17 protein-coding genes and 1 riboswitch are annotated in these 15,632 nt (G+C 70.7%); of the genes, 7 read left to right on the forward strand and 10 right to left on the reverse strand.

Features of this window, described 5'->3' with window-relative positions:
• Nucleotides 1–32: 32 nt before the first annotated feature.
• The 4 genes from copM to chpT form a co-directional block, all read right to left on the reverse strand.
• A complete protein-coding gene (gene copM, locus MWN33_RS16650) occupies nucleotides 33–425 on the reverse strand; it encodes a CopM family metallochaperone (protein ID WP_247202167.1) in 393 nt (130 codons plus the stop codon).
• 53 nt (nucleotides 426–478) lie between these two features.
• Nucleotides 479–877, reverse strand: coding sequence for a hypothetical protein (locus MWN33_RS16655; protein ID WP_247202168.1), 399 nt, complete (start codon nucleotides 875–877; stop codon nucleotides 479–481).
• A 141-nt stretch (nucleotides 878–1,018) separates the two neighbouring features.
• Entirely contained in the window at nucleotides 1,019–2,230 is a 1,212-nt protein-coding gene (locus MWN33_RS16660) for a chemotaxis protein CheW (RefSeq protein ID WP_247202169.1), read from the reverse strand.
• A 107-nt stretch (nucleotides 2,231–2,337) separates the two neighbouring features.
• Nucleotides 2,338–2,985 carry a histidine phosphotransferase ChpT gene (chpT, locus tag MWN33_RS16665; RefSeq protein WP_247202170.1) on the reverse strand — a complete coding sequence of 216 codons (648 nt, stop codon included), beginning with the start codon at nucleotides 2,983–2,985 and terminating at the stop codon, nucleotides 2,338–2,340.
• A gap of 124 nt (nucleotides 2,986–3,109) precedes the next feature.
• On the opposite strand from chpT, the gene cysQ reads away from it, so the two are divergent.
• The 5 genes from cysQ to MWN33_RS16690 all read left to right on the forward strand — a co-directional run bounded on the left by cysQ (nucleotide 3,110) and on the right by MWN33_RS16690 (nucleotide 8,473).
• The gene (cysQ, locus tag MWN33_RS16670) at nucleotides 3,110–3,928 is read left to right on the forward strand and encodes a 3'(2'),5'-bisphosphate nucleotidase CysQ (RefSeq protein WP_247202171.1); all 819 of its coding nucleotides are present in this window, start codon (nucleotides 3,110–3,112) and stop codon (nucleotides 3,926–3,928) included.
• A 159-nt stretch (nucleotides 3,929–4,087) separates the two neighbouring features.
• Entirely contained in the window at nucleotides 4,088–4,660 is a 573-nt protein-coding gene (locus tag MWN33_RS16675; RefSeq protein ID WP_247202172.1) for a DUF1134 domain-containing protein, read from the forward strand.
• A gap of 126 nt (nucleotides 4,661–4,786) precedes the next feature.
• Nucleotides 4,787–6,016, forward strand: a complete 1,230-nt coding sequence (locus MWN33_RS16680; RefSeq protein WP_247202173.1) for a coiled-coil domain-containing protein — start codon at nucleotides 4,787–4,789, stop codon at nucleotides 6,014–6,016.
• A gap of 195 nt (nucleotides 6,017–6,211) precedes the next feature.
• Entirely contained in the window at nucleotides 6,212–7,567 is a 1,356-nt protein-coding gene (locus MWN33_RS16685; RefSeq protein WP_247202174.1) for an NAD(P)H-dependent oxidoreductase, read from the forward strand.
• A gap of 348 nt (nucleotides 7,568–7,915) precedes the next feature.
• Nucleotides 7,916–8,473 carry a DUF2087 domain-containing protein gene (locus MWN33_RS16690; RefSeq protein WP_247202175.1) on the forward strand — a complete coding sequence of 186 codons (558 nt, stop codon included), beginning with the start codon at nucleotides 7,916–7,918 and terminating at the stop codon, nucleotides 8,471–8,473.
• Nucleotides 8,474–8,476: 3 nt separating this feature from the next.
• Here the strand turns inward: MWN33_RS16690 and MWN33_RS16695 are convergent, their stop codons facing one another.
• The 6 genes from MWN33_RS16695 to MWN33_RS16720 form a co-directional block, all read right to left on the reverse strand.
• Entirely contained in the window at nucleotides 8,477–8,923 is a 447-nt protein-coding gene (locus MWN33_RS16695) for a YybH family protein (RefSeq protein WP_247202176.1), read from the reverse strand.
• Between the two features lie 43 nt (nucleotides 8,924–8,966).
• On the reverse strand, nucleotides 8,967–9,572 hold the full coding sequence (locus tag MWN33_RS16700; protein WP_247202177.1) for a thiamine phosphate synthase: 606 nt from the start codon (nucleotides 9,570–9,572) through the stop codon (nucleotides 8,967–8,969).
• Between the two features lie 35 nt (nucleotides 9,573–9,607).
• Nucleotides 9,608–10,444 carry a thiazole synthase gene (locus tag MWN33_RS16705; RefSeq protein ID WP_247202178.1) on the reverse strand — a complete coding sequence of 279 codons (837 nt, stop codon included), beginning with the start codon at nucleotides 10,442–10,444 and terminating at the stop codon, nucleotides 9,608–9,610.
• Between the two features lie 12 nt (nucleotides 10,445–10,456).
• A complete protein-coding gene (thiS, locus tag MWN33_RS16710) occupies nucleotides 10,457–10,654 on the reverse strand; it encodes a sulfur carrier protein ThiS (protein WP_247202179.1) in 198 nt (65 codons plus the stop codon).
• Nucleotides 10,632–11,633, reverse strand: coding sequence for an FAD-dependent oxidoreductase (locus MWN33_RS16715; protein WP_247202278.1), 1,002 nt, complete (start codon nucleotides 11,631–11,633; stop codon nucleotides 10,632–10,634). Before MWN33_RS16715 ends, thiS begins: the two co-directional genes overlap by 23 nt.
• Before the next feature lie 44 nt (nucleotides 11,634–11,677).
• Nucleotides 11,678–11,800, reverse strand: a riboswitch (TPP riboswitch).
• 79 nt (nucleotides 11,801–11,879) lie between these two features.
• Nucleotides 11,880–14,195, reverse strand: a complete 2,316-nt coding sequence (locus tag MWN33_RS16720) for an MHYT domain-containing protein (RefSeq protein WP_247202180.1) — start codon at nucleotides 14,193–14,195, stop codon at nucleotides 11,880–11,882.
• A 447-nt stretch (nucleotides 14,196–14,642) separates the two neighbouring features.
• On the opposite strand from MWN33_RS16720, the gene MWN33_RS16725 reads away from it, so the two are divergent.
• Together MWN33_RS16725 and MWN33_RS16730 are read left to right on the forward strand one after the other, a co-directional pair.
• Nucleotides 14,643–15,329 carry a phosphatase PAP2 family protein gene (locus MWN33_RS16725; RefSeq protein WP_247202279.1) on the forward strand — a complete coding sequence of 229 codons (687 nt, stop codon included), beginning with the start codon at nucleotides 14,643–14,645 and terminating at the stop codon, nucleotides 15,327–15,329.
• 92 nt (nucleotides 15,330–15,421) lie between these two features.
• Complete coding sequence (locus tag MWN33_RS16730; protein ID WP_247202181.1) at nucleotides 15,422–15,631, forward strand: hypothetical protein; 210 nt, start codon at nucleotides 15,422–15,424, stop codon at nucleotides 15,629–15,631.
• The last annotated feature ends 1 nt before the right edge of the window (nucleotide 15,632 follow it).

Genomic DNA, 15,632 nt, shown 5'->3' on the forward strand with positions numbered 1-15,632 from the left:
AGGGGTCGTCGGGTCGGCCCCTCAGGCACGCCCTACTTCGCGTTCTTCGCCAGCCAGGCCTTGAGGAAGGCGATCTCGCTCTCCTGCGCCTTGATGATTTCTTCGGCCAGCTTCTTCAGCTCCGGGTCCTTGCCGTACTGCAGCTCGATGCGCGCCATGTCGATGGCGCCCTGATGGTGCGGGATCATGCCGCGCGCGAAGTCGACATCGGCATTGCCGGAGAAGGGAATGGCCATGCCCTCATGCATGCGGGCATTGGCTCCCTCGAACGCCTTTGTCGAGGGCGCGGTAGCCCCGCCACTCATATGGGCGCTGTGGTCCATGGGCATGTCGCCAGGCTGCATCGGCATGTTCTGCGCGAGGGCGAAGGCGGGAACGAGCGTCAGGACGGCGACGGCAAATGCCGCGCGTGTGGTGCGGTTCATGATTGGTCTCCATGAGATCGTGGGAAAGCGGCGCGAGGCCGCGGCTCGGACGATCAGGCGGAGCGGGGCGGCGGCACCGGAATGGGCTCGACGCGGCCGGCCCTCTCGGTGCCGGGCGGCAAGGCGAGCACGAGTGCGCCCGGCAGGCGCGGCTGCAGCGCCGGCGCGGCGAGCGGCGTCACCAGAAGCTGGCTGAGCACGCAGCACAGATGGAGCCGAACGGCATCCGGCGCGGGCGGCTGCGCCAATGCGGCGCCCTGCCCCATGACGACGGCGACCGAAGCTGCATGGGCGGATGGCCCGCCATGTCCCCCGTGTGCGTCCGCGACCTCCCTCACCGCCGGCTCATGGCACGGCATGCTCGCGCGCGCCATCGCCACGCTGCCCGCCGCCGAGCCCGCCAGGGCGGCGGTCAGCGCGAGGAACGCGATTATCAGGCGGAGCGCTCGCATGAGGGTACCGGGTCTTCGGCGCGGGGTCCGGGCTCGGACAGGATCACGCGAGCTTAGCAGCATCAACCCCGCCGGCCAGAGCGGACAAGCACGGATGGCGCATCCGTGAAGATCAAGCGTGAAGATCGCGCGAAGGTCGGCTCAGCCGGCCCGGCCGGGCCTGCGCAGCAGGGCGAGCACCAGCGCCACCGGATCACCTGCCGGCACAACGCCGTCGAAGCCGCGCGGCGCCCGGGGCTGCGCACCGGCGCACAGGCCGATGCGGCGCGCCCCGTCCGGCGTGGCGACGCCCTCGGCCCGCACATCCGCATAGGCGTCGAGATCGAACAGCACGGTGTCGAAGCGCCCACCAGCCAGCCGCGCGGCGCGCGGATCATCAGCCAGCGACACGTCATGGCCCATGGAGCGCACGAGATCGCGCAGTCCCGTCCGCGCCGCGCCGTCCGGTGCCGTCACCAGCACCCGCATCGGCCGGGTGCGCCCGGGCTGCGTGCCGCCGGGCTCCAGCAGCCGGTAGCGGCCGGTGGCGGTGGCGAGGAAGCGCAGACTGCCGACGCGCTCGATGCGGCCGGCCGGGGCCAGCCCGACCACCTCGTCGACCGCGATAACGTCGCCTTCGCCGCCGAATTCCAGCATCATGCGCCGCCCGCGCCGCGGGCTCGGCAGCACGGCGATGCCCGGCATCTCGTCGAGCGGGGTCGCGCCGCGCAGCGTGGCGACCCGCACGGCCTCCAACTGGGCGCGGCCGGCGCGCACCAGAAGATGCGCGGTGTCGTGCTCGGGCGCAACGCCGGTGCGCGGGCGCGGCGCCACCACGCCGAGCGGCAGGTCGAGCATCGCCGCCTGCAGGCCGTCGGCCATCAGCGCGACGCCGGCGATCATGTCCTCGCAGGGGCTGAAACGGTCGCGCCAGCTTGCCGGCATGCTCTCCACGGCCGCCCGCTGGCGGGTGGGCACCTCGTCGATCAGCACCGCCGCGCGCACCTTACCGCCGGTGCCGAACAGCGCCAGCCCGCCCTCGGCCGAGGGCGCCGGCACGAGGCCCATGCGGGAAGAAAGCCGGATCAGCGGCAGGCCGCTGGAGCCGAGCGTGCCGTTCGTCGCCATGGCGAGCAGCTTCTGCCAGCGCTCGCCGGCCACCGTCATCACGTCGAGCACCTGCGCGGCGGGCAGCGCGAAGCGCATGCCGTACAGGGAGAAGCTCAGCACCTCGACGCGGGCCGGTGCCGGGCGTGCCTCGCCGCGCGGGGCCTCGGGGCGCACGCCGTCCTGCGGGCGGAACGCACCGGTACGGGACGCCTCGCCGGAAACGGTGCCGCGCGGAGCGGCGGAAAGGGAATCGACGGGGAGCATGGGCGACCGGCAATACTGAACACAACGCGCACGCCGTTCCGGCCTGCGGGGTACAGTTTCACCCGTTCACGTTAACGCCGTCTGAAAGTGACGCTGCGGGAGAGCGCCTATACACGCTCGACGCGGATCGTGACCCGTTCGCCCTCATGGACGAGGTCGAAGCCGTAGCCGGTGGCGCGGGCCAGCAGTCCGGTATAATGCGGCTGGATGGCGTGGGCATCGAGGGCGCCGCCCTCCGGCGCGCCGCCGTTCAGCAGCTCGACGAGATGCGGGGGTATGCGGGAATAGCCGCCCTCGGTCATGAGACGCAGCCCGCCCTCGTCGCCCTCCCCCGTCGCCTCGACGGACATATGGCCGCCGCGCGGAATGGTCGAGGTCGCCACGATGAGCAGGTTGAGCAGCAGCTTCACCTTGTTCTTCGGCGCCAGCACGCGCGGCAGGCCCCAGCTCAGGCGGGTACGGTCGTCCTCGATGAAGCCGCGCGCCACCTTTTCCGCCTCGCTGGTGTCGATCTGCGCCCCGGCCGAGCCGGCCGCGCCGAAGGCAAGCCGGGCGAACTGGAGGCGGGCCGAGGCCTGCTTGGCGCTCTTGGCGATCAGGTCGAGCGCGAAGGCCTTCATGGCCGGATCGTCCTCGTCGTCGAGCACCTCGAGCCCGTTGACGATGGCGCCGACCGGGCTGATCACGTCATGGCACACGCGCGAGCACAGGAGGGCGGCAAGATCGAGCTTGTCGAGGTCGATGGGGGTCGTCATCGCGTCCCTTACCGAGAGAGTGCGGCGAATCGGCCGCAACGGGTACGGCCGGCATCGGGGGTGTGATACACCGCACCCCCACCGACGCCAACCGTTACCGACCCACCGAAAGCCGGCTTCCCCGATGTCCTCCGCTCCGTCCTCGCTGCCCTCGCATGTCCAGCTTCTCGCCGCCCTCGCCGGTGCCGCGCTGAAGGCCGGCGAGGTCATATTGCGCATCCGCGCAGAGGGGCTGGACGTAGCGCGCAAGAGCGACGAGAGCCCGGTGACCGCCGCCGACCTTGCTTCCGAGGAACTGCTGCGCGGCGAGCTGGCGCGTATTCTTCCCGGCATCCCCGTCATCGCCGAGGAGGCGGTGGCGCAGGGCAAGGGCGAGGCGCCGGGCACCGCCGGCAGCTTCCTGCTCGTCGACCCGCTCGACGGTACGCGCGAATTCATCGGCGCGAGCGGCGAGTTCACCGTGAATATCGGCCTCGTCGAGCAGGGCGTGCCGGTGTTCGGCATCGTGCTCGCCCCCGCCGTCGGCCGGCTCTATGCCGGCGCCACCTTCGCCGGCGGGGCCGCCGCTTTCCTCGCGGGGCTGGAGCCGAACCCGAATTTCTGGGCGCCCATCCACTGCCGCCCGGTGCCTGCGCGCGGCATTGTCGCCGTGGCCAGCCGCTCGCATCCCGACCCCGGCACCGAGGCCATTCTCGCCGGGCTCGACGTCGCCGAGCGGATAAGCTGCGGCTCGGCGCTCAAATTCGGGCTGGTGGCCGAGGGCCGCGCCGACATCTATCCCCGGCTCGGCACGGTGTGCGAATGGGACGTCGCCGCCGGCCACGCGCTGGTGCGGGCGGCGGGCGGCAGCGTGCGCCGGCCGGACGGAAGCGCACTACCCTACGGATGTACCGACGCCGACTACCGCGTGCATGGCTTCATCGCCCGTGGAGCCGAGGCATGAGGGTCACAGCCCCGACTCAACCGTGCCGGGAGAGTGCCTCGGCGCCTTCCTAGCGCCGCACTCCATGCTAATGGTAGGCTTTGGGGACTGGTGGCCGCCTCCGACTCGGGGGGCTTCGTGGCCGTTCCCCGCTTGATGAGATCAAACGCGAGACCGACGATGCCGACGTTGCGCGCCCTTCTTGCCTGCCTTGCCCTCCTCGCCGCCCTCCCCTTCGCCGCCGCTCCGGCACACGCCCAGGCCAACAATGGGACCTACTCGTCCGACGAGCTGATCCAGCAGGGTCACGGCTTCTTCGGCGAGGTTTCGCGCGGCCTGGCGCTGTCGATCGAGAAGGCGGTGAGCCAGTGGGGCCAGCCCAACGGCTACATTCTCGGCCAGGAAGGCTCCGGCGCCTTCGTCGGCGGCCTGCGCTACGGCGACGGCACGCTCTACACCCGCAACGCCGGTGACCTGCCGGTGTTCTGGCAGGGCCCCTCGCTCGGCTGGGACTTCGGCGGCGACGGCGCGCGCACCATGATCCTGGTGTACAACCTCAACGCCATCAACGACATCTTCCGGCGCTTCGGCGGCATTTCCGGCTCGGCCTATTTCGTCGCCGGCTTCGGCATGACGGCGCTGGCCTCCGACAACATCGTCGTCGTGCCGATCCGCTCCGGCGTCGGCGTGCGCCTCGGCGCCAATATCGGCTATCTCAAGTTCACGCCGAAGGCGACCTGGAACCCCTTCTGACCGCCCCCTACGGGATATCGCGCGGCCGGGCTGGTCCGGCCGTTTTGGTATCTGTAACCTAAGTGTTCTACCCTGCCCGTTCCCGTCCCTGAGACGGGCGTTCCGCGTTCGAGGTGAGACCGCCGCATGATCGAAGCGATCATGTATTCCGCCATCGGCTTCCTGACGGCGACGCTGCTGGCCCTGCTGGCTCTGCCCGCCGTGTGGCGCCGTGCCGTCCGCCTCACGCGCAAGCGTATCGAGGGCGCCATCCCCGGCTCCGTCGCCGAGATCCTCGCCGACAAGGACGAGCAGCGCGCCATCTTCGCCGTCGACGTCCGCCGGCTGGAGCTGGAGGTCGAGAAGCTTCAGGCCCGCGCCGCCGCGCAATGGGGCGAGGTGAACGACCAGGCCGACGAGCTGCGCGCCCGCCAGTCCACCATCGAGCGGCTCACCGGCGAGCTCGACACCATCCAGGTCGAGCATGTCGAGGTGGTCGGCGAGCGCGACCGGCTTGCCGGCGCGCTTGACACCCGCACCCGCGACCTCGACGAGACCCGCCAGACGCTCAAGGCGACCAAGGCCGAGCTGCGCACCACCCGCGAGGCACTGGAGGACACCACCGCCCGCGAGGAGGAGCTCAAGATCGACCATGTCGCGCTCACCACGCTGCGCGACACGCTCAAGGACCGCATCGGCGAGCTGGACCGCCACCTCTCCGCCGCCAACGCACAGCTCACCACCGCCCGCGACTCGCTGCGCTCCACCTCCGACAGCCTGTCGAGCGAGCTTGCCCGCACCCGCGAACTGACGCACCGCCTCGCCGACACCGAGACCCGCCTCGCCCGCATCGAGGCCGAGGCCTCAGCGCTCGCCACCGAGCGCGCCGCGCTCACCGCCAGGGCGGCGGAGCTGGAAGTGCGCACGCAGGCCGCCGAGCAGGCGCGCCACGCCACCGAGGCCGAGGCCAATCGCGTCACCGCCGAGGCGCATGAAGGTCGCCGCGCCGCCGAAGCGCAGGCCCGCAGCTTCGCGGACACCATCGAGATGCTGCGCGCCGAAAAAGCCATGCTCGACGACGCCATCGCCAAGGCGCGCGAGGACCGCGCTGCGCTCCAGCGCCGGCTCGACACCTCGGGCCCGCTCGCGGCCGGCTCGCCGGGCGATGAGGACGGCACCGCCCTGCTGCGCCAGCGCATCGGCGACATCGCCGCCGAGGTCGCCCATCTCACCGCGCGCCTCGAAGGGCCGGGCTCACCCATCGACGCCCTGCTCGCCGGCCATGCGCCGGCTGCCAACGGCGCCGCGCCGTCGCTGGCCGACCGGATCCTCGCCCTGCGCGGGACCGAGCCGGCCGCCAACCACGCGGCGGAATAAACCCGATCATCGCCGGAAGGTCCGGGCGGGGCGCCAGACCCGCATCGGGCGCAGCGACTGCGAAAGATGACGCTAGGGCAACGGCAAGGGCGAGGGTGAGGCCATGGGCTCGAACACCTTGCCTTCGCCCGGCAAGGCCCGCACGAACCAGACCACAGGCACGGCCAACGTGCCGCCAACGCAGGGAAACGCCCCATGAATCTCGCCCGCATGCTGAAGGCGCGCGCCGACGAAGGCCGCCCGGTCCGCGTCGGCCTCATCGGCGCCGGCAAGTTCGGTTCCATGTTCCTGTCGCAGCTTCGCACCACGCCGGGGCTGCACCTCATCGGCATCGCCGACCTTTCCGTGCCGCGCGCCCGCGCCGCGCTCACCGCCACCGGCTGGGACGCGGAGGCCGCCATCGCCCCCTCCTTCGACGAAGCACTGCGCACCGGGCGCACCATGCTGACCGACGATGCCGCCGCGCTCATCGCCGCCGACGGGCTCGATGTGGTGGTGGAGGCGACCGGAAATCCCGCCGCCGGCGCCCATCACGCCCTGCTCGCCATCGAGAACGGCCGCCACGTCGTCATGGTCACGGTGGAGGCCGACGTTCTGGTCGGCCCGCTGCTCGCCGAGCGCGCCCGCAAGGCCGGCGTCGTCTATTCCATGGGCTCGGGCGACCAGCCCGCCCTCGTCTGCGAGATGGTGGACTGGGCGCGCACCTGCGGCTTCCGCATCGTCTGCGCCGGCAAGGGCACCAAATACCTGCCCAGCTTCCACAAATCGACGCCGGACACGATCTGGAACCTCTACGGCCTCACGCCCGAGCAGGCGGCGCAGGGCGGCATGAACGCGCAGATGTTCAATTCCTTCGCCGATGGCACCAAATCCTCCATCGAGATGGCCGCCATCGCCAATGCGGCGGGGCTGAAGGCGCCCTCCGACGGTCTGCTGTTCCCGCCCTGCGGCGTCGACGACCTCGCCACCATCCTGCGGCCGCGCGAACATGGCGGCGTGCTGGAGCATTCCGGCACGGTGGAGACCGTCTCCTCGCTTGAGCGCGACGGCCGGCCGGTGTTCCGCGACCTGCGCTGGGGCGTCTATGTCGTGTTCGAGGCCGACCCAGGCCCGCGCGGCGATTACGCCCGACGCTGCTTTAAGGAATATGGCGTGGTGACGGATTCGAGCGGCCGCTACACCGCGCTCTACCGGCCCTATCACCTCATCGGGCTGGAACTCGGCGTCAGCGTCGCCTCGGCCGCGCTGCGCGGCGAGCCGACCGGCGTCACCGAGGCGTTCAACGCCGATGTGGTGGCGGTCGCCAAGCGTCCGCTGAAGGCCGGCGAGACGCTCGATGGCGAAGGCGGCTTCACCGTGTGGGGCAAGCTGCTGCCCGCCGCCGCCTCGCTGGCGCGCGGGGGCCTTCCCATCGGCCTCGCCCATGGCGTGGCGCTGAAGCGGGACATCGCGGAAGGCGAGGTCGTCGGCTGGGCCGATGTGGAGGCGAAGGACAGCCCCACCGTGCGCCTGCGCCGCGAGATGGAGCGGAGTTTCTCGGGCGCGGTTTAGCGAAGTGCCAGCGGATTGACCTCGGAGTGTCATCCCGGCCGCGGCGCAGCGAAGAGCCGGGATCGCGTGCCGATCTCTCTCAGAAAGCGATCCCGGATCGACGCGCTGCGTCGTCCGGGATGACAGCTAGGGGGCCGTCCTCGTGCCCCGGTGGTGAGGCGAGGTGCTGGACTTCGCCCCTCGCTTCGCCTATCTCTGCGCCACGGTCTGCAGTTCACCGAGGCGTTGCCGCCCCGCAAGGGGAGCTAAACCTGCAATCGAGACGCACCCCGCACTTGTCCTTGTGCCAGGTCGCAAGACGGCAACCCCGACACTTCCTCGCGGAATGGCACCAATCGAGGATAAGTCATGCCCAGAACCGTTCTGGCCTATGAGGCGCCGGATATTTCCGCCCTCGCCCGCACCCTGCACCAGGGCCTCGCCGCGCTGGAGCGCACGCCCGGCCATGTCGAGCTGCTGAACCTGCTGGCGCGCGGCGCCGGCTTCCGCAACTTCCAGCACATGCGCGCGGATGCGCAGGCGCGCGACCGGCTGGAGACGCCGCCCGAGCCCCCCGCCCCGCCCGCCGACCACGCCCGCTGCGAGAAGGCGCTGCGCCTGTTCGACCCATCGGGCCGGCTCGCCCGCTGGCCGAAGAAGCGCAACCAGCAGATCCTGTGCCTGTGGCTGCTATGGTCGCGCCTGCCGGCCGGCGAGACGTTCCCCGAGCGGCGGATGAACGAGCTGCTCAACGCCGAGCACCTGTTCGGCGATCATGCGCTGCTGCGGCGCGAACTGATCGAGTTCGGCCTGTTCCGCCGCACGCCGGACGGGCGGGAATACAGCCGCATCGAGCGCGAGCCGCCGCCGGAAATGGGCAAGCTCGCTTCCCTGCTGCGCCAGCGCCGGCTCGCCGCCGCCGCCTGATCGCTATTCTTCGTAGGCGATGTAGCGGACGATCCGCCACACGCCGTCGTCCTCCTTGCGGAAGATGTCCATCCCCGGCTCGACGCTCGTGACGTCGCCCGGCGTGACGGTCAGCCTCCAGGTGAGGCGGACGACGGCGAGGTCGCCGGCGACGATGATTTCCTTGATGTCCGTCGAGTAACGGAAGCGGCGTGCGGGATCGTCGAGCGCCTTGCCGATCAGCGCACAGCGGTCCTCGTAACCCGCCTCGCCCTGCCCGCGATATTCCGAGATCAGGTTGCGGGAGAACAGCTCGCAGGCCGCTGCCTTGTCGCGCGCGTTGAAGGCGCGCGTCCACGCATCGAGCCGCGCGCGGATCGCCGCCTCGTCGGCGCGGGCGGGAAAGGCGACGAGCACGAGAGCCAGCGTCGGCAGGAGACGGCGGCAGGCAAGACGAAGCGCGCGCGGCATGGCGATATCCTCCGCGCGCAGCCTAGCACCTCGCGGAGCCGCGTCAGACGGTCTCGCGCGTCGCCAGCACCCATTCGCGGGCGCGCTTCTCGGGGCTGTCGTTCAGCAGCACGTCGGTGACGACGGCAAGGCTGTCGGCGCCGGCGCGCAGCACGCCGGGGGCGCGCTCGATGGTCAGCCCGCCAATCCCGACCAGCGGCAGCTTGCCGAGGCGCTTCTTCCAGGCGGCGACGCGCTCCAGCCCCTGCGGCTCCCAGCGCATCTTCTTGAGGATGGTGGGGTAGACCGGGCCGAGTGCCACATAGTCCGGCCGCGCCAGCAGCGCGACTTCCAGCTCCGCCTCGTCATGCGTGCTGATGCCGAGCCGGACCCCCGCGCGCCTTATTGCCTCGATATCGGCATCGGCCAGATCCTCCTGGCCGAGATGCACGAAGTCGCAGCCCTCCTCGATGGCGAGGCGCCAGTAGTCGTTGACGATGAGCTGGGCGCCGTAGCGCGCGCACACCTCGCGGGCGGTGGCGATCTCGCGGCGCAACTCCGGCTCGTCGAGCCCCTTGGCGCGAAGCTGAACCAGCTTGACGCCCTGCGGCAGCAGGCGCGGCAGCCAGGAGGCGCGGTCGACGATCAGGTAGAACGGGTCCAGCTTCATCACTTCACTCATGGGCCCGCAGGCCGGATTTCCGATTATCCGAGGACGGCGCGGCCCATCACCGGGGTGGAGGGCGCCGCCATGTCACGCGCTTCCATGGGATCGGCGATCAGCGCCTCGCGGCCCGCCTCGATGGCGCGAGCGAAGGCGCGCGCCATGCGCACCGGATCGCCCGCCTTGGCGACCGCCGTGTTCAGCAGCACCGCATCGTAGCCCATTTCCATCGCCGCCGCCGCATGCGAGGGCACACCGACGCCGGCATCGACGACGAGCGGCAGGCCGGGGAAATGCGCCCGCAGCGAGCGCAGGCCATAGGGGTTGTTGAGCCCGCGACCGGAGCCGATCGGCGCGCCCCATGGCATCAGAACCTCGCAGCCGGCGGCGACCAGCTTCTCCGCCACCACGAGGTCCTCGGTGGTGTAGGGAAACACCTGGAAGCCGTCGCGCGAGAGGATGCGCGCCGCCTCGACAAGCCCGAACACGTCGGGCTGCAGCGTGTCGTCCTCGCCGATCACTTCCAGCTTCACCCACGGCGTGTCGAACAGCTCGCGCGCCATCTGCGCCGTGGTGACGGCTTCCTTCACCGTCTTGCAGCCCGCCGTATTGGGCAGCACCTTCACCCCGAGGTCGCGGATGAGCTGCCAGAAGCTCTGGCCCGCGAGAGGCGCGCCACCGGGCTGGCCCGCCTTGGCCGCCCCCGATTCGCGCCGCAGCGAAACGGTCACGATGTCGGCGCTCGACGCACGGATCGCCTCGCCGAGGATCGCGGGCGAGGGATATTGCGCGGTGCCCAGCAGGAGGCGCGAGCCGACCTTGGTCCCGTAGAATTCGACCGGATCGGCCAGCGTCCCCGTCCTGTTGATCGCGTCCATCACAGTCTCCTGTCAGCCGCCCTGCATGGGCGCGAGGATTTCCACCCGGTCGCCGTCGGCAATCGGGGTGTCGCCGCGCTTCGCCTTGCGCACCATGGTGCCGTTGAGCGCCGTGGCGACCATGGCCTCGCCGAACCCGAGCTCGCCGAGCAGGTCGGCCAGCGTGCCGGCGCGGGTGTCGGCAGTTTCACCATTGACGATGATCTTCATCCATCACCTCCGGGAATTGCGTCCCGTCGAAGGCCAGTTCCGCCGCACGGCGCGCCAGCGCGGGCGCAGCGAGGAAACCGTGGCGGTAGAGCCCGTTCACATAGATCGTGTCGCCGCGCCGGCGCAGGCGCGGCAGGTTGTCGGGAAAGGCCGGGCGCACATCGGCGCCGATCTCGACGATCTCCGCTTCGCCGAAGGCCGGGTGCAGCGCATAGACCGCGCCCAACAGCTCCAGCATGGAGCGGCCGGTGACGCGCCCGCGCTCGTCATTTTCAAGGGACGTCGCGCCGATCATGAAATGCCCGTCGCCGCGCGGCACGATATAGACCGGTATGCGCGGGTGCAGCATGCGCACGGGGCGCTTCAGCGAAATCTCGGTGGAATAGAGCACCAGCATTTCGCCCTTGACGCCGCGCAGGTCGGAAAGCGTGTCGCGCGCCGCCAGCCCGCGGCAGTCGATCACGATATCGGCGGCGTCCGACACCTCGAAGCCATCCTCTTCGGTGCGCAGGATCACGCCATGCTCGCCCACGAGCTTGGCGGTCAGCGCGGCGAGCGCCTTGCGCGGCTCCAGATGCGCCTCGGTGGGGAAGAACAGCCCCTGCTCGAAGCGCCCGTCGAGGTCCGGCTCCAGTGCGGCGATGCCCGCCCCGTCGAGCCATTCATAGCCCTCGGTGCGGCGGGAGAAGCGGCGCAGATCCGGCAGGTCGCGCGCCGGCGCCAGAACGAGGCTGCCCTCGTTCGGCACGTCCGGCACCGTCTCGCGCCAGTAGGCGAGCGATTCGAAGCCGAGTTCGGCGATGATCGGCTCCGCGCTCTCGCGCTCGCACCACGGCGCCAGCATGCCGCCAGCATACCAGGAGCAACCCTGCCCGGTGGCGGCCTTGCGCTCGACCAGCGTCACCTGCGCCCCGCGCTGCGCGAAGGCGTGCGCGCAGGTCAGCCCCGCGACGCCGCCGCCGACGATGCGCACGCGCATCGCATTGGCGGCCCGGTTCGGGGCCTGTATCGTTTCAGCATGGTTGGACGTCATTCACTCCTCCCTCCGCCAGTCTCAACTGGATCAGGTTCGAAGGGTCGCCATGCCGCGCATGCCGCGCGCCGATGGCCTCTCAGCCTCCTGACGAGGCTCCCCCGGACGGAATGGATATAGTCTCTTGCCCGGCTAATGTCACCGGCGGTCCACAATATTCCCTGATGGCCGGGCTGCGATGGGCGACGACGCTCAGGCGTGGCGCGAGAGCGGCACCACATTGTCGCCGCCGGCACCGCGCGTTGCACCGATCACCGCGCGGCGCAGGGCGTCACGGCTGAACGGCTTGCCGAGCCGCATCATGCCGGCGCGCGCATCGGGCGGCAGCTCGGCGTAGCCGGTGCCGAGGATCACCGGCAGGTCCGGCCAGCGCGCGGCGATGGCGGCGGCCAATTGCACGCCGGTCATGCCCGGCATGGCCTGGTCGGTCAGCACCACGTCGAAGGCGACGCCGGATTCGAGGATGCGCAACGCCTCCTCGCCGGACGAAGCCTCGGTCACGAGGCATTCGAGGTCCTCCAGCATCGCCCCGGTGGCGGAAAGCACCAGCGGGTCGTCGTCGACCACCAGCACGCGCTGCGCCCCGCCATTGCCGGCGGGCACCATCTCGTCGGCCACCACGACGGCCACCGGCGCGACGACGGGCGGAGCGTCGGCGATGGGCAGGTAGATGGTCGCCGTCGTGCCCTGGCCGGCACGGCTCTCCATGACGAGCTGGCCGCCCGACTGGGCGGCGAGGCCGTGCACCATGGCAAGGCCGAGGCCCGTGCCCTTGCCGATGCCCTTGGTGGTGAAGAAGGGCTCGGCGGCACGCGACAGCGTCTCCTCGTCCATGCCGGTGCCGGTATCGGCCACCGAGAGGCAGAAATAGCGCCCCGGCCGCAGGGCCCCATGGTCGACGGCGCCGTCGCTGCCGTCGACCATCCGTTCGCTGGCGGCGATGGTGATGGTGCCGCCTTCCGGCATGGCGTCCCGCGCGTTCACCGCGAGGTTCAGCAGCGCGAGTTCGAGCTGGTTGGCGTCCACCCGTGCCTGCGGCAGACCGAGCGGGAAGCGCGTCTCGATGCGCACGCTGGGGCCGATGGAGCGGCGCAGCATCTCGGCCATGCCCAGCACGAGGTCGGGCACGTTGACGGGTTCGGGCCGCAGGTCCTGCCGGCGGGCAAAGGCCAGCATGCGCTGGGTGAGCGCGGCGCCGCGCTGGGCGGCCTGTATGGCGTTGTCGAGCAGGGTCTGCAGCCGCGCGTCGCTCGGCGAGCGCTTGGCGGCCAGCTCCAGATTGCCCAGCACCACGGCCAGCAGATTGTTGAAGTCGTGGGCGATGCCGCCGGTGAGCTGGCCCACCGCTTCCAGCTTCTGCGCCTGCCGCAGCGCCTCCTCGGCGGCGCGATGCTCGGTGACGTCGATCAGGCCGCAGGAGGTCTTGAGGATGTTTCCCTGCGCGTCACGCTCGGCGACGGCGGACAGCTTGCAGTCGAGCACGCGGCCGTCCTTGGTGACGAGACGGTATTCCGCCTCGCGCAGCTCGCCGCTGCCCACGAGCTGGGGCCAGTGCTCCTCGTTGCGGCGGCGGGAGGAGTCGGGCGTCATGAAGTCGGTGAGCGGGCGGCCGATCACCTCGTCGCGGCGGTAGCCTAGCAGGTCGAGCCAGCGGTCGCTCACCTGCTCGATGCAGCCATTGCCGTCGAGCGAATGCAGCGGCAGCGGCGTGCGACGGTAGAGCGTGCGGTAGCGCTCCTCGCTCGCGCGCAGCATGGCGGACTCCCGGTCCGCCATCACGGCGAAGCGGCGGTCATACATGGCGGCGATCAGCACGGCCACGAAGATCGCGAAGGTCGCCGCCGTCACCACGCTCACCAGCGCGACATTGCCCATTCCGCCGAGCGGCGCGTGCCAGCCTTCATGGGCGGTGAAGGTCACGCCCCACATCGCGACGTAGTGCATGCCGGCGATGCCGAGGCCGAGCGCCAGCGCCGCGCCGGCGCGCTGTGCAATGGAGTGGCGGTGGAAGGCGAGCCAGACGGCGACGGTGGAAGCGGCCACCGCCAGCACGATGGCGCCGCCGACATAGAGCATGTCGTGCGACATGCCGCCGGCCATGCGCATCGCCGCCATGCCGGTGTAGTGCATGCCGACGATGCCGAGCCCCATGAACACGCCGCTGAGCGCCACCGCGCCCCAGCCGGGACCCGACCGGCCGGGCCGCACCCGGCTCACCGCGAAGAAGGCGATGCCGGTGGCGACCACCGCGAGCAGGAAGGAGACCGAGGTCAGCCCGATGTCGTAGGAAACCGGCGCGCCGACGTGAAGGGCGAGCATGGCGATGAAATGCATCGCCCAGATGCCGCCGCCCAGCACCAGCGCCGCCGCCGCCAGCCACCCGTCGCGCGCGCGGCCGCGCGCCTCCGGCAGGCGCCCGGCAAGGTCCAGGGCCGTGTAGGAGGCGGCGACCGCGATGAGGATCGACAAAGCCACGAGCGACAGGTCGTGGCTGCCGGTGACGTTCATTGGCATTCCGGTGATGCACCCGCTGGGACGCGCGTTCCCCAGCGGACAGTAGCGCAAAACATTCTCTCGGAAAGGTTACGGATGCGGCAAGGCCGGCATCCGGCGCCTTCTCGCAGTCTCGTGATCATATGCCGGCTCAGTGCAGGTAGCCCAGCAGCCAGAGCACGATGATGATCGGAAGCGGAATGCCGATCAGCCACAGAAGCCCACCCTTCAGCATGATACCCTCCTCGCTGTTGTGCCAAGGGAACACGCGCGACCCGGTTTGGGTTCCCGCTCCGCGCGGGTTACTCCCCGCATGCCCCGTTTTCCGATTTCCGGTGCCTGACGATGCCGCCTGACGCCCCCTCTTCCCCTTCCGCCGGCGCCCCTATCGCCCGAAGCGGACTCGCCGCCTCCCTCGCCCGCCTGTCCGATCTGGTGCGCCGGCTCGGCGCGGAGATCGGCGTGCTGGTCGCCCTGCTCGGCGCGGCGGGCGGACTGCTGGTCTTCGCCTTCATCGCCGACGAGGTGGTGGAGGGCGAGACGCACGCCTTCGACGAGGCGGTGCTGCTCGCCTTCCGCGCGCCGGGCGATCCCGCCGACCCTATCGGCCCGCGCTGGCTGGAGATCGCGGTCGGAGACGTCACCGCGCTCGGCAGCACCACCGTGCTGATGCTCATCACGCTGGCGGTGGCCGGCTTCCTTGTGGTCGACCGCAAGCGTGCCGCCGCGCTGTTCGTGCTGGCCGCCACCGCCAGCGGCGGCGCGCTGAGCTACCTGCTCAAGCTCGGCTTCGAGCGTCCGCGCCCGGACCTCGTGGCCCATCTCGTCGACGTCAGCACGCTGAGCTTCCCGAGCGGCCACGCCATGGGCGCCGCCGTGACCTATCTGACCCTCGGCGCACTGATCGTGCGCACGGAGAGCGGACGGCGGATCAAGGCCTATGTCCTCGGCGTCGCCGTCACCCTCACCCTCGCCATCGGCATGAGCCGCATCTATCTCGGCGTGCACTGGCCGACCGACGTCATCGCCGGCTGGTGCCTCGGCGCCGCCTGGGCGCTGATGTGCTGGCTGGTGGCGCTGGCACTGCAGCGGCGCGGACGCATCGAGCCGGCGGAGAGTCGCGACGGGCCGCCTGGCGGCACCCGGTGAACCCGCAATCCCACCGATAGCTTTCGCCCCGCGCTCGGCTATCATCGCGCGAGGGTGCCGCAGAGCGCCCCCGCCATAGCAGGAGGAACCGCATGACCACGACCGCGCCGGAAGGACAGCTCAAGCCCGATATCGGCGTCATCGAGACGACCGAGTCCGACAACATCCTGCGCTGGGACGGCACCAACCTCTATGTGGAGCAGGACGTCTACCATAACGGCCAGCTCGTCCACCGCCGCTATAAAAGGCGCGTCACCAAGCATGTCGCGCAGGCGCTCGCGCTGGTACTCGCCCAGCACTGAT

Source organism: Ancylobacter koreensis (genome assembly GCF_023016525.1).
Lineage (GTDB): Bacteria > Pseudomonadota > Alphaproteobacteria > Rhizobiales > Xanthobacteraceae > Ancylobacter > Ancylobacter koreensis.

Coding starts and splice junctions, on each gene's coding strand:
- MWN33_RS16700 (WP_247202177.1), bottom strand. CDS start 9,572: ATGAAGCTGGACCCGTTCTACCTGATCGTCGACCGCGCCTCCTGGCTG.
- copM (WP_247202167.1), bottom strand. CDS start 425: ATGAACCGCACCACACGCGCGGCATTTGCCGTCGCCGTCCTGACGCTC.
- thiS (WP_247202179.1), bottom strand. CDS start 10,654: ATGAAGATCATCGTCAATGGTGAAACTGCCGACACCCGCGCCGGCACG.
- MWN33_RS16695 (WP_247202176.1), bottom strand. CDS start 8,923: ATGCCGCGCGCGCTTCGTCTTGCCTGCCGCCGTCTCCTGCCGACGCTG.
- MWN33_RS16690 (WP_247202175.1), top strand. CDS start 7,916: ATGCCCAGAACCGTTCTGGCCTATGAGGCGCCGGATATTTCCGCCCTC.
- cysQ (WP_247202171.1), top strand. CDS start 3,110: ATGTCCTCCGCTCCGTCCTCGCTGCCCTCGCATGTCCAGCTTCTCGCC.
- MWN33_RS16685 (WP_247202174.1), top strand. CDS start 6,212: ATGAATCTCGCCCGCATGCTGAAGGCGCGCGCCGACGAAGGCCGCCCG.
- MWN33_RS16655 (WP_247202168.1), bottom strand. CDS start 877: ATGCGAGCGCTCCGCCTGATAATCGCGTTCCTCGCGCTGACCGCCGCC.
- MWN33_RS16675 (WP_247202172.1), top strand. CDS start 4,088: ATGCCGACGTTGCGCGCCCTTCTTGCCTGCCTTGCCCTCCTCGCCGCC.
- MWN33_RS16705 (WP_247202178.1), bottom strand. CDS start 10,444: ATGGACGCGATCAACAGGACGGGGACGCTGGCCGATCCGGTCGAATTC.
- MWN33_RS16730 (WP_247202181.1), top strand. CDS start 15,422: ATGACCACGACCGCGCCGGAAGGACAGCTCAAGCCCGATATCGGCGTC.
- MWN33_RS16680 (WP_247202173.1), top strand. CDS start 4,787: ATGATCGAAGCGATCATGTATTCCGCCATCGGCTTCCTGACGGCGACG.
- MWN33_RS16660 (WP_247202169.1), bottom strand. CDS start 2,230: ATGCTCCCCGTCGATTCCCTTTCCGCCGCTCCGCGCGGCACCGTTTCC.
- chpT (WP_247202170.1), bottom strand. CDS start 2,985: ATGACGACCCCCATCGACCTCGACAAGCTCGATCTTGCCGCCCTCCTG.
- MWN33_RS16715 (WP_247202278.1), bottom strand. CDS start 11,633: ATGCGCGTGCGCATCGTCGGCGGCGGCGTCGCGGGGCTGACCTGCGCG.
- MWN33_RS16720 (WP_247202180.1), bottom strand. CDS start 14,195: ATGAACGTCACCGGCAGCCACGACCTGTCGCTCGTGGCTTTGTCGATC.